This window comes from Breoghania sp., from assembly GCF_963674635.1.
Classification (GTDB): Bacteria; Pseudomonadota; Alphaproteobacteria; order Rhizobiales; family Stappiaceae; genus Breoghania.
This window is the reverse complement of the sequence record NZ_OY771475.1, coordinates 208255-221017: the sequence shown is the minus strand read 5'-3', so window position 1 is coordinate 221017 and position 12763 is coordinate 208255. Positions and strand designations below refer to the sequence as shown.

The 12763-nt window shown below is 64.4% G+C and carries 9 protein-coding genes; 4 read left to right on the top strand and 5 right to left on the bottom strand.

Annotated features, from left to right (window positions below):
- Window positions 1-429 precede the first annotated feature (429 nt).
- Both ABGM93_RS00920 and fliP read left to right on the top strand, forming a co-directional pair.
- Window positions 430-2649 carry a flagellar biosynthetic protein FliO gene (locus tag ABGM93_RS00920; RefSeq protein ID WP_321502604.1) on the top strand — a complete coding sequence of 740 codons (2220 nt, stop codon included), beginning with the start codon at window positions 430-432 and terminating at the stop codon, window positions 2647-2649.
- Complete coding sequence (gene fliP / locus ABGM93_RS00915) at window positions 2646-3410, top strand: flagellar type III secretion system pore protein FliP (RefSeq protein WP_321502602.1); 765 nt, start codon at window positions 2646-2648, stop codon at window positions 3408-3410. Before ABGM93_RS00920 ends, fliP begins: the two co-directional genes overlap by 4 nt.
- Before the next feature lie 230 nt (window positions 3411-3640).
- Here fliP and ABGM93_RS00910 read toward each other — a convergent pair whose 3' ends face one another.
- From ABGM93_RS00910 to ABGM93_RS00890, 5 genes are all read right to left on the bottom strand, one after another.
- A complete protein-coding gene (locus ABGM93_RS00910; RefSeq protein WP_321502599.1) occupies window positions 3641-7657 on the bottom strand; it encodes a hypothetical protein in 4017 nt (1338 codons plus the stop codon).
- Window positions 7658-7828: 171 nt separating this feature from the next.
- Entirely contained in the window at window positions 7829-8590 is a 762-nt protein-coding gene (locus ABGM93_RS00905) for a hypothetical protein (RefSeq protein ID WP_321502595.1), read from the bottom strand.
- The gene (locus ABGM93_RS00900) at window positions 8587-9105 is read right to left on the bottom strand and encodes a DUF6468 domain-containing protein (RefSeq protein WP_321502592.1); all 519 of its coding nucleotides are present in this window, start codon (window positions 9103-9105) and stop codon (window positions 8587-8589) included. Before ABGM93_RS00900 ends, ABGM93_RS00905 begins: the two co-directional genes overlap by 4 nt.
- Window positions 9102-10337 (bottom strand): flagellar motor switch protein FliM, encoded by a 1236-nt coding sequence (fliM, locus tag ABGM93_RS00895; RefSeq protein ID WP_321502590.1) that lies wholly within the window; start codon window positions 10335-10337, stop codon window positions 9102-9104. Before fliM ends, ABGM93_RS00900 begins: the two co-directional genes overlap by 4 nt.
- A 10-nt stretch (window positions 10338-10347) precedes the next feature.
- Window positions 10348-10872, bottom strand: a complete 525-nt coding sequence (locus ABGM93_RS00890; protein ID WP_321502588.1) for a flagellar basal body-associated FliL family protein — start codon at window positions 10870-10872, stop codon at window positions 10348-10350.
- Between the two features lie 311 nt (window positions 10873-11183).
- Between ABGM93_RS00890 and flgF the strand changes: the two genes are divergently transcribed.
- Together flgF and flgG are read left to right on the top strand one after the other, a co-directional pair.
- Complete coding sequence (gene flgF / locus ABGM93_RS00885) at window positions 11184-11933, top strand: flagellar basal-body rod protein FlgF (RefSeq protein ID WP_321502585.1); 750 nt, start codon at window positions 11184-11186, stop codon at window positions 11931-11933.
- A 38-nt stretch (window positions 11934-11971) separates the two neighbouring features.
- Window positions 11972-12751, top strand: coding sequence for a flagellar basal-body rod protein FlgG (gene flgG / locus ABGM93_RS00880; protein ID WP_319775682.1), 780 nt, complete (start codon window positions 11972-11974; stop codon window positions 12749-12751).
- The last annotated feature ends 12 nt before the right edge of the window (window positions 12752-12763 follow it).

Sequence of the window (12763 nt, the reverse complement as noted above, 5' to 3'; positions counted from 1 at the left end):
GCGCGCCATGATGCCGCTGTCGCACACAGACATCATCCGCAATCCTTCTGACCGGCATTTTTTGCCGTCATCTGTTAACCTTATGCTGCACACGGTCCGCAGATTCCGCAATCCGCGCCCCCGCCGCGACCGGATCGCAGGTCGGCCTTTCGTGCGCTATGAAGGAGCGGTATACGGGGAAGCACAAGGTGAAGCAGGAACGGATCAGAGACTTTGCCGGGCGCCTGCCCCCTAACCGCGACACAATTGTTCTGGATAGATCGCGCCATCATTTTGCCGAAGCAAAGGATTTTGCTCGAAAATGGGACAAAGCGACGCCAAGATTGTAATAGAAAGCCTGAATAACATGCGGCGGCGATTCACGACTTCCGCAAAAAGGCGCACACTGGGCAGCGTAATCGGCAGAGTAGTAAGGACAGTGAGGACTTAATGAACAACTGGCTGGAAGAGGTCTTCAACCTCGACCCTGGCTTTGCCCGTGGTCTGCAATTCGTCATCGCACTGCTAATCGTTCTTGGGCTGATTGCCGTCTTCATCTGGATCATGCGCCGCATTTCCGGTGGCGGCATGGGCCGGGTGCCACGCAATCGCCAGCCGCGGATCGCCGTCATGGACCACGCCGCGCTCGATGCGCGCCGCAGGCTCATACTGATCCGGCGTGACAACATCGAACACCTTCTGCTTGTCGGCGGGCCGTCCGATGTGGTGGTGGAACAGAATATCGTGCGTGTGCAGCCGGCTTCCGGCTATTCGCGCCCAGGCAACCACCACCAGCCCCAGGTGCCCCCTCAGCAAGTCGCCCCGCAAGCGCCGACACCCCAGCCGCAAGTCGCGCCCCAACCGCCGCTTCATCAGCCAACCGCTCATCAGCAGAGCGGGCATCCGCAGAGCGCGCATCAACAGCCCGCGCCCCACACAACGACACACCAGCCCGCGGGCCAGCATATCGTCACCGGCGACATGCCCTCCCCCATGCGCGCCCAGCCGCCCATGCAGCCCCAGGGGCGGCCCACACCGCAAGTCATGCCGCTTCATCCGGCCGACCAGGGCGGCCAGCGCGCAACACAGGCCCCGCGCTCAGAACCCCACCCCAATGCTCAGACACCTGCCCCCATGCAGCCTGCCGCTGCCGGGCAGAAGGCGGCCCCCGAAGCCCCCGCCACCACCGGTGGCATGGCGCGTGCGGGCACCGCGGTCGCGGGCGCCGCGCAGGCCGTCGCGCGCTTTCGCAACACGCTGAGCGAAAAGCGCAGTGCAGCGGTCAGCCAGTTGCGCAACAGGGGAACCGGTGACACGCAGGAACCCCAGCAGCCCGATCCACGCTCGGCCGCTCCGGCGGCGCATGCAGGCCCGACAAGCCCAGAGAGCCCTGTCACGGCTCAGGCTCCGGCCGCGCATCTACGTCCCCAGAGAGCTGAAAACGAAGCGCCGAAGGAGCCTGTGAAACCGGAGGCTGTCACGCCCCAGCAGCCGCAACGCCCGCCACACGCGCCTGTCCCGGCGCAGATGGAGCCGCGCACCGAGCCGCGCCCTGCGCCCCTGCGTGCCGAACCGCGCCAGGAGCCGCGCCCGGATATGCGGGAAGCTGCCGCGCGTCCGGCTCATCGCCCGGCACCGCCCTTCGGCAGCCTCACACACCCCGAGCGCCTCTCTCCGGCCAGCGGCAATGGCAATGGAAATCCGGTTTCGTCGCCGTCCGGCGCGCGCGGCCAGAGGCCCGACGAGCACCGCCGCGAGCCGCGTTTCGAGATGTCGCGCAGCACGCCCCGCCCGGTCACAGTGGACATTTCGGCCCTCTCAAGGACCGAACCGGCCATGGAGGCTCTGTCCGTCAGGACGCAGGAAGCCAAGGCCCCCGAGCCGAAGGCCCCGGAAGCCAAGGCACCAGAAGCCAAGGCACCGGAACCGAAGCCCGAGCCCGAAGCGCGCGAGGCCACTGCGCCGACGCCGCAAAAGGCCCCCGAGGCACCCGACGCACCCGCGGCACAGGCAAAGCCTGCTGAGGCCAAGGCCGAAGAGACGAAGCCGGAGCCCAAGACCCCGGCATCCGAGAGCCCCGACCTTGCCGCCGATCTGGAATCCGCCCTGCTTGGCGGGCTTGATCTGGATCTGGGCGCGCCTGCGCCTGCGCCTGCGCCTGCGCCTGCGCCTGTAAAGGCCGAGCCCGCAAAGGCCGAGCCCGTCAAGCAGGAGCCCGTCAACAACGAGCCGGCAAAGCAGGAGGCTCCCGAACAGAAAGCCCCCGTCGAGGCCACGACCAAGGTCGAAGCCGCGAAGGTGGATGAGCCCAAGGCCGCGCCTGCCCCGCAGAGTGCGCCCCCTGCTCCGGCAAACACGGCTGCGACGCCGCCTGCCGCCGCCTCTACCCCTTCTGGTGAGGCCGCCAAGGCCCCGGCGCCGGAAGGCGCGGGCAAGGCGGACGACGCGTCTGCGGCCAAGGCCGACGACAAGCCGAATGCGGGGCAATCGGCCGGTTCTCAACCTGCCGCTACCGCCCCCAAGGCTGCGCCCACCCCCGCCGCGACCGGCAAGGACGACAGCAACGATGACGAGGACGGCCCCCTTCCCCTTGAGGACGTGACCATCGACACCATTGAGGAAGAGATGGCCAAGCTCCTGAAGGAGATCGGCGGAAACAACAAGTCATGATCGGTGGCAGGAGCGGTCGTCTCGGCCGCCCGGCACTCATCGCGATTGCGGCGACAGCCGTAATCGCGATCTCCGCCGGGGCAGCGCTCGCGCAAGGGTTCTCGATCCAGTTCGACGACAACACGACGCTCACCGAGCGCGCCGTGCAGCTAGTCGCGCTTTTGACGGTCCTGAGCCTGGCGCCCTCCATCCTGATCATGGTGACGAGCTTCACGCGCATCATCGTGGTGCTCTCGTTGCTGCGCTCGGCCATAGGCCTTCAAACCGCGCCGCCCAACTCCGTCATGATCAGCCTCGCGCTGTTTCTCACCGCCTTCATAATGGCGCCGACATTCCAGATCGCCTATGACACCGGCGTTGCGCCACTGGTCGCCGGAGAAATCGACTTCGAGCAGGCCTTCGAGCGCGGCTCGGTGCCCTTCCACGCGTTCATGCGCAACAATGTGCGGGAAAACGATCTCGCCCTGTTCATGGAAATGGCGAACGAGGAACCGCCTGCCACGCCGGAAGAGCTGTCGCTGCGCATCCTGGTGCCCGCCTTCATGATCGGCGAGCTGCGCCGCGCCTTTGAAATCGGCTTCCTGCTCTACCTGCCCTTCCTGATCATCGACCTTGTGATCGCCTCCGTCCTCATGTCCATGGGCATGATGATGCTGCCACCCGTCGTGATCTCGCTCCCATTCAAGCTGATCTTCTTCGTGCTGGTGGATGGCTGGAACCTGATCGCGGGCAGCCTGGTGCGTTCCTTCGGCGGCGGCTGACCAGCGGCCGCGCCGCAGGCCGTAAGCCGCCCCCTTTCCCGTCACGCAGGCTCTCCCGTCCCCCTCATCCCCTGTCCCCATCCCATCACGACGTCAAGCGGTGCCGTTGTGCGCTGGGCGCGCCTGATCGTGCCCGGCCATGCCGCGCAGGCTCACCAGAACGCACCCGATGGCGGTCATGAGACCTTCGGGAAAGCGTGGGATTATCGGGACGAAAAGAGAGAACCGCTTCAGGAAGCGTTGGCGGCTGTGTCAGCCATGCCGATAGCCCCCGCACCGCCGCCACCGGAACGATCCGAATTCAGGTAATGGCGGCGATACTCGGACAGGAAGCTCTCCATCGTGTCCACAGCCGCGATGTTGCGGACAACGCCCATGAACTCCACGCCCTTCGTGTCGATCGGGCGGGTCACCACCTCGAAGGCGGCCCCACTTGGGCTGTTCGCCATCTTCTCCGCATATTTGGAACGCAGCCGGTTCAGGCCAAGCTGATCGCCCGCGAAGGAATAGGCAATGGCCGCGCGCAGAACGTCCATGCGTTCCTGATCCTCAAGCGGCATGTCGTCGGCCCAGCGAACACCGTGCATCCGCTCAAGCTGCTCGCCCGCGTCCTGCCAGCGCTCCGCCTGCCAGAGCGTGTCGGCGCGCAGCCGATCGACCTCCGGCCCGCGCAGGTTTGAAATCAGTTCCATCGACAGATCCGAACGCCCGGTATCGGCCAGCGCGCGGGCTTCCACCAGCCGGCGCTGACGATCCAGCGTCTGCGGCAGCTGCGCCTGTCGGGTGCGGTTCAGCACGCCAAGTGCCTTTTCCGGACGGCGGTCGAGCAGATAGACAAGCGCGAGGTCGGCTGCAATCTGGGCGCGGGCAACGCCCTTCAACCGGTTGTCGACCTGATACTGAAGAAGCTCGGCTGCCTGGTCCAGAAGATCGACGGAGATGAGCCGGTCCGCCAGACGGCGCACCATCAGGTCGCCATCGGCACCGATCGGCGTCAGGTCGCGGAAATCATAATAGAGCGACAATGCCTCGATTGGCTCCATCTCGTCGGCCTTGCCGTCCAGATAGAGCGAGGAGAACACCGCGTTCATCTCTTCCTGCAAACGACGTGTGGTCTCGGAGCCCGGATGCGCCTCCACCGCGGCGCGCATCGCCTCAAAGGCTTCGCGGTAGTCACCGTTCTCGGCCGAAAGCTGGGCGAGGAAGCGCAGGGCCGCCAGCTCCGTCTCATCGCCGCGCCAGATGGTCGTCAGCCCCTCCAGACGCTTCTTGGCCTCCTCCGCATCGACCCCGCCGTCGCGATAGCGGATGCGCAGGGCGCGCAGGGTCGCTTCCGCGGCCCGCGGGCGATCCGTGGACCGCGCGACAATATCGAAGGCCCTGAGCGCCTCTTCCGAGCGCCCGCCAGCATCTGCCACCTGACCGCGCAACACGTCGTAACGCGCCGCTTGCGTCTTCGACAAACCGGTCGGATCGAGTTCCGAAAGAAAGCCGGATGCAGCTCCGAAATCGTTCAATTCGACAAGTGCCTTGGCGCCGGCAAGATTGAACTCGTCCTGAAATTTCTCCGGATAGTTGCCGATCACGGCCTGGGCGCGGGGAATTTCCACCCGGGCATCGGCCCAGTTTTGAAGCGCGACATCCGCCATCAGCCGCCAGACCGCCGCATCCGGGCTTTCCGTGAGGTTTTGCCGCTCAAGATGCGTCAACGCTTCCGCCGGACGCGAGGCCAGCACATTGGCGGCGCCCATCGTCAGATTGAAGACCGCATCATTGACGACCGCCGGATTGTTCGCAGCCAGAAGCTCCAGCATGCCAAGCGCCTCTGAAGCGAAGCTGTTGGCAACCTGAAACTGGGCAAGCGCCAGACGCGCAGGCCCGCGCGAGCCCGGATCCATTTCAGCCAGCGCCAATTCCCGCTTGCGCAATTCACGCACGTAATCGTTGATGTCGGGCATGACAAGCTGGGTGAGATCACCGTAGCTCGGCGTGGACATCGGCTGGCCGTTCAGCAGCAGGGCGCCGTTGCGCCCTTGCGAATTGGAGAGCGTCAGCCCGCGATCGACCCGCTGAACCAGGACGTCATCCCCCGAAAACACGATATCGAGGTCGTCCACCATCGGCACCATCGCGATGCCATGGGCAGACGACAGCGTATCCAGTTCCACAAAGGACTGCGCCTTGATCAGACCGCGCGCCGGGCCATAGCCGGTAATCACTTCAAGCGTGTCGCCGATGACAGGATCGACCACCTTGTGATGCGAAACGGGCTTGCCGAAGGGGATGCGCAACAGGTGCCCGCCGTCGCCACGCATGTTGCGTTGAACCGCCAGCGGCTTGGAGGGTTCGAGGATCATCTCGCCGATGGTCAGGATCCAGCCCGGCCCGTCGGTTCCAACAGTGGTCAGCACCCTGTCGCTCAACTCAACGCGAACCACCTGCCAATCGCCGTGCTCTTCGCGCTCGATGGACCGGGCTGCGCCCTTGAGCGCGGTGCGCGCGGCCCCGAGATCGATGGGAACATCGGTGTCGAAGATCATCCACAAGACGTTGCCGCGGCGGAACACCGCCGAAGCAACGGGATCGAGAAAGGGAAACACGATCCGCACCGTGTCACCGATGCGCCGCGCCTCGACGCTGACAAAGTTGCGGACCTCGCTGAACTGGTCGTCATCGACCAGCTCCGGATTTGCGCGGGCATCCTGCAGGCTCTGCGCAGGCGCGGCGGGCGTGTCGCTCGGCGCGTAGCTGTTCTCCGCGATGAGCTTGCTGAGGTCGTCTTCCGGCTGCGCTGCCGCAGGCGCTTGCACCTGGACGGGCTGAGGTTCCGCGACGGGTCCAGACGCGGACTGTGCCGGAACGGGTTGTGCAACCGGTGCGGCCTGCGCCGCCGCCGTATCGGTCTGTGCCTTCGGCTCTGATCCGGACGCGGTTTCAGGCGCGGGCGTCGTCTCCGCGGTCACAGCGGGAGCGGCCTCCTGCGGGGGAGCCCGAAGAACTGGCGGCGCCTGCGTCACGCTCCGCGCCGGGTTCGGAGCGGGCATGGCCGCCCCTGCGGATGTCGAAGGCTGCACGAGCGCAGCCGCCTGGGCGGACGGGGCCGGAGTGGCGGGTGTCGCAGGCGTGGCGGGTGTCGCAGGCGTGGCCGGAGCAGCCGCGGTCGTCGCCGCCGGCTCCGCCGGGGTGGGAGCGGGCAAGGCATCAGCCACGGTTGCCGCGCCGACCGGGATCATCACCGGCTCTTCAGCCGGCGCTGCCGTCAGCGCAGCGTCGTCCGCGAGACGCTCGGACAGCGTCGCCTCCGTGTCCTCCGCCACGACGGGTTCAGGCTCTTTGTCCGGTTCGCTCACTCCGGATGTGGAAACGACGCCGGTCGCGTTGCTGGGAACCCCGTCGGAAAGAGCCTGGGAGACCTTGGCATTGCTGGCATCGACCGGCCCGACCGGGTTGCGCACCACGTCGAGCACGTAATTGTTGCCCTCTCGGAAGGCGCGAACCTTCACCGAGGGATCCACCCGGAGCAGGAAGTTCAATCGATCCTTGGCCGTGAACTGGGTGGCGTCCACCACCCCTTGCGGCAAATGCACCTTCAGATCGGAAATGTCGATATCAACCGGATGGTTGAACGACACCTTCACCACATCCCCCTCGCGCACGAACTGGGAATCGAAGGGGACCGTCCACTGGAAAACGAGGCGGGAAAAGGTGGGATGCTCGCCCACACGCAGCTCGACCGCCGGCATGGTTCCGTTTTCCAGCGCCGCCTGCTCCATCGCCCTGAGTTTGCGCATCGCCTTTTCCGCGCGCTGCGCCAGCTCCCTCACCACGTCATCCGGCAAGCTCGGCGGCATGCCCACCCAGTTGGCGGGAAGCAGATCAACAAAGAGCTTCTCGCCCGCCTCCATGGTGTTGATGCGCGAATCCCCGGAAAGCGCCAGCCGCAGGCCGGAGCCGTCCGGATCAAGCCGGACCACGGAGGCATAGGCGGAGAGCGCACTGGCCAATGCGCCACGCGGCTCCAGCGTGACCGGCTCCTGGAAGGTGATGCGCAGGACGCCACTGGATATCCGCGCATCATAGGTCGGCAAAAGCGTGCGATTGCGGAACGTGACGACGATCCGGCCGAACCCCTCTTCCTGGCTGGCCTCCACATAGGCCACAGGGCGTTCCTGGGCGAGCGCGACGGTTGTCCGAGGCGCCAGAAACAGGCTCGCGACAAGCGCAAGAACGACAAAACGGGCCGCCATGGCGCACGCCGCGATCGCGCGCGCGCCAAACGTCCCGTCAGTGTTCCTTTTCGCGGGCAACCGCTTCGTCATCCACTCGATACCTATCACCGGCCCCCGCCCTAACGAGCCAACCTACGCGAGCGGGCTTAACGTGCTGTTACATCAATGCTCTAAAACCGGCGACTACGGTCAGTTTCCGCCGATTTTGGGCAGATCGCCAACCGATGTCGCGCCACCGCCGTCCCCACCGGTCGCAAGTTCGATTGTCAGCCGCTCGGCGACTTCCGGCTGCATCTTCGCCATCACGTCCGCCACCTTGGCCGGCTTCATCGCGCGCGCCACCTTCACCAGGATGCTGAGTTCCAGCCGGTCGAAGATCCGCGCAGCGTCCTTGGCGCGCATGGATTCATACATCCGCGCCAGGTTCATGAATTCCTGCTCTTCCTGCTTCTTCTTCTCGTCGACAGCCACGCCGATGCGCGCCTCAAGCTGCTTCAACTCGCTGACGCGGCTTTCGATACGCTGTTCCGCCGCCTTCAGAAGATCCTCGCGAAGCCGCTGATGCGCCTCACGTTCATCCAGTTCCTTGCGCCGCTGCCTCAGGCGTTCCAGCACCACGCGTTCGGAGCGCGACCGCCCCAGATCCGAGCCCTTGATGATGGTGCCTTCCGGCGGCAGACCGCCATTGCCGAGCCCGCCATCCTCGCCGGTCGCCGGCATTGCCCCCAGATCGGGCGGAAGGTCGTCGCCAGCAGGTGCCATCCCGTCGGCTGGCGCTCCGGCGTCGGGTCCCGCGGTATTTTCCGCGGGCGCAGCCGCCTCCCCCTGGGCCTGTGCTTCCAGGACCGGGCTCAGCACGAAGCCCGACTGGGTCACGATACCGATGCTCTTGAACACCAGCAGCGCGCCTGTCGACAGGAAGACCAGATGGAGGAGACGAAGCTTTTTCAAGCGGCCCGCTCCCCATTGCGCTGACGGAACCGCTCCAGACGGGCGGCGGCTTCAGCGGCGGCGGCACGCAGATCCTGTGCGGATACGGACCGGGTGGGCTGGGGCTGCGGCGTGGCAGGCGCGGTATTGGGCGCACAGGAAGCCATTCCTGCCTCCATGCCCGATGCGCGCACAGACTGACCATGGCCGGCGGCTTCCGCGATCTGGGAAATGCGCGAGAGAACCGTCCCACCAGTCTCCAGCTGACTGGCAAGTTCCATCGAGAGCCGCTCCGCCTGCGCCATGCGCTGGCCGATCGTCTGATCACACTCGGCAGCCGTCGTCTTGAGCCCCAGAATGGCGCGTTCGGCGATTTCCGTGGTCGTGATGAGTTCGGAGATGGTCGCACGCAACGCTTCCTCGTCGGACCGCAGCCGCTTGAGGCGACCGTTGAGAACCGCGCAATAGGCGATGGTGAGTACCAGAAGGCAGGCAACAAGGCCTTCAATGACCAGACCGAGGGGAAGTTGGGTCACGACAGGGACTCCGTTTCGCTTTGCATCGCCTTTTCGAAGGCAGACAGTGTCATCTTGGGTTTGCGCAGACCACGGCTGACCGCGATTGCGATATTGTCTTCGACGCGACCGATATTGCCCTCGGTGAGCGCAATGTCACCAACCTTGATGGTAACAGGATCCTGCGGGCCGAGATCGAACATCAGTGTCTCACCCAGCTCCATCTTCATGATCCGGCTGATCGGCACTTCGGTTTCGTAGAGAACCGCATCGACCTCGATCTCGGCGGCGTTGATCTCGGTGGCCAGATGGCCTTCCCAAGTCGTGTCACGGCCGAACTTCTCACCCATGAACTGCTGCAGCAGCAGATCGCGGATCGGCTCCACCGTGGCATAGGGGATCATGATCTCGATCTTGCCGCCGCGATCCTCCATGTCGATGCGAAGCTCGACGAGGATGGCCGCATTGGCGGGGCGTGAGATGGCCGCGAAGCGCGGATTGGTCTCCAGCCGTTCGAGACTGAAATGGACCGGGGAAAGCGGCGCGAAGGCCTGTTCGGCGTCAGACAGGATGATCTCCACCATCCGGCGCACGAGATTGATCTCGATGGTGGTGTAGGGCCGCCCTTCCACGCGCACCGGCGCACCACTGCGTCCGCCGCCCAGAAGCACGTCAATGATGGAATAGATCAGGCTCGATTCCACCGTCGCCATGCAGAACCCGTCCCACTCTTCCGCCTTGAAGACGGTGAGGATCGCCGGCAGCGGAATGGAATTCAGGTAATCGCCGAAACGCACCGACGTGATGGAATCGAGCGAGACTTCAACGTTGTCGGAGGTGAAGTTGCGCAAAGAGGTCGTGGTCAGCCGCACGAGGCGGTCGAACACGATTTCCAGCATCGGCAGACGTTCGTAGGAAACCATCGACGAGTTGATCAGCGCGCGAATGCCGCTGGTTTCGCCGGAAATGGTATCCTCGATGTTGAAACCCAGGAGGTTGTCGATTTCCTCCTGGTTCAGAATGCGGTCCGCGCCGCGCGTCGCCGTTTCGAGTTCCGGCTCGCTGGCATCGACCATCGACGCCCAGTGGGCGGCCATGTCGTCGGCGGTTCCAACACCCTGCTCTTCCAGAGCCGCGCCCCAGGCGGCGGCAAGATCGTCGTCCTCGGACTCCCCGCCCCCCTGCTCGGCAAGCGCATCGCCCCAGGCTGCGTCCAGGTCGTCGACCATCAGGTCATCATCGTCGTCGGCCATAGTCGTTCACCTACTGGATCAGGATTTCCTTGAAGAGAACGCCATCGACCCGCGCGGGATAGACCGCGACGTTGATGCGCCTCAACAATTCTTCCTTGAGCCGGAACAGTCCTGCGGACCCTTCCAGATCGACCGGACGCAACTCGCGCATGTAGACCTGAAAGGCATCCATGACGCGCGGCAGGAACGGCTCGATCTGATCGGCAACCTCCCTGCTGGCAACCTCAAGCGAGATCTGCACTTTCAGGTAGGTGGCCTGCCCCTGCGTGGCGAGATTTACCGTCACTTCGGGCAGGTCGTAGAAATAGACTTGTTTCTGCGGAACGAAATCCGGCACAGCACCGCCGTCGGCGGACTGAACTGCTGCCGTTTCCGAATCCGAACCACCGAACGCGCCAAACAGATAGGCTGCCCCACCACCGACAATCAGCAGTGCGGCCGCGGCCGCGGCGATCAGGATGATCTTTTTCTTTTTGGACGGTGCCTCACCGTCGGCGCCAGCCTCTTCGACCGCGCCCTGTTCCGCATCAGACATATACGGCTCCCCGCCGTTGCGCGACGCTTAAAGCTCCCCAGCTCCCCGTGCGCCCGCGTTCTTAAACATAAATTCACAATGGTTAACGAAAGGTTTCCAAATCCTTTCAGTGGTGTCCCGTATACACCCCCGGCAAGGTTTTCCCCGAGGAAGAAATGGTCGGCAATTTTTACCGCATTCAACGGAGGTCCGTTTTCTTTTTCTTTGTTTTTCAACAGCTTAAAAATTGGCACGAGTTGTGCTCATAGGAACGGGACCGCGCCGTCTGGGGAGACTGGGTGCGGCATCGGGGAGCACAAGGAACGTTAACGATGCAGAATGCGGAGCTCATCGGGCTGACGCGACAGACGGCACTGAAGCGCAACCTGTCGGTCATCGCCAACAATCTCGCTAACCTCAACACCAGCGGCTTCAAGGGCGAAAACCTGCTGTTTGAGGAATACATGATGCCGGTCGCGTCGATGAGCGAGTTTCGCCGTCCCGACCGCCCGCTGTCCTACGTGCAGGACTTCACCTCCTTCCGCGACATGAGCGAGGGAGACGTGCGGACCACCAACAACCCGCTTGACGTCGCCGTCGATGGCAAGGGCTGGTTCGTGATCGACACGGCCGACGGCGAACGCTTCAGCCGTGCCGGCAACTTCGAAATCAACGCCAATGGCGAACTGGTCACCGTTAACGGCGATACGGTTCAGGGCCAGGGCGGACCGATCGTCTTTGCTCCCGACGAGACGGATCTGAACATCGCCCGCGACGGCACCATCTCCACCTCCGCAGGTGTGCGTGGCCGTCTGCGCGTCGTCAGCTTCGAGAATGACAGCGCCCTTCGCCCCATCGGGCGCAACCTGTTTGTCGCCGACGTCGACAACAATCCGCCGACCGACATGGCGGCCCCGCGCGTCCAGCAGGGCGCACTGGAAGGCTCCAACGTCAATGGTGTGAACGAGATGACCCGCATGATCGAGGTCACCCGCGCCTATCAGACCGTGGCCCAGATGATGAAGGACCAGAACGATCTGATGACGAACGCCATCCAGACCCTCGGCACGACCGATAGCTAAAGCCCCGGCCAACCCACAGTTTTTGAGGAGATGAGCCGATGAAGGCGCTCCATATCGCAGCTTCGGGCATGAAAGCCCAGGAACTCAACGTCGAAGTCATTTCGAACAACCTCGCGAACATGCGCACCACCGGCTACAAGCGCCAGCGTGCACAGTTCCAGGATCTGCTCTATCAGAACCTGCGCCGTGTGGGCACGGACACCTCCGATGCCGGCACGCGGGTTCCCACCGGCGTTCAGATCGGCTCCGGCGTGCGTACCGCCGCGACCAGCCGCATCATGTCCCAGGGCACCCCGCAGCTCACAAAGAAGGAGCTCGACGTCGCCATCCGGGGCGAGGGCTTCTTCCAGATCGACCTGCCGGACGGCACCACCGCCTATACCCGCGACGGCGCTTTCGAACGCGATGCCAACGGCCAGCTCGTCACCGTGGACGGCTACGCAGTCCAGCCCGGCATCAACATTCCCGGTGATACGCTCGACATCTCCATCAGCTCGGACGGCCAGGTGCAGGGTACCGTGAATGGCGCCGTCCAGACCTTCGGCCAGCTCCAGCTCGCCCGTTTCACCAACAAGGCGGGCCTGCAGGCCATCGGTGAAAACCTCTACCTTGAGACCGAAGCCAGCGGCGCCCCGCAGGTCTCCAATCCCGGCGACGAAAGCACCGGAACCCTGCTCCACAAGCATCTGGAAATGGCCAACGTGGAAGCGGTCAGCGAAATCACCGACCTGATCTCCGCCCAGCGCGCCTACGAGATGAACTCCCGTGTCATCCAGGCGGCTGACGAAATGATGCAGACCAGCTCGCAGCTGCGCTAAGGCAAGGAAACC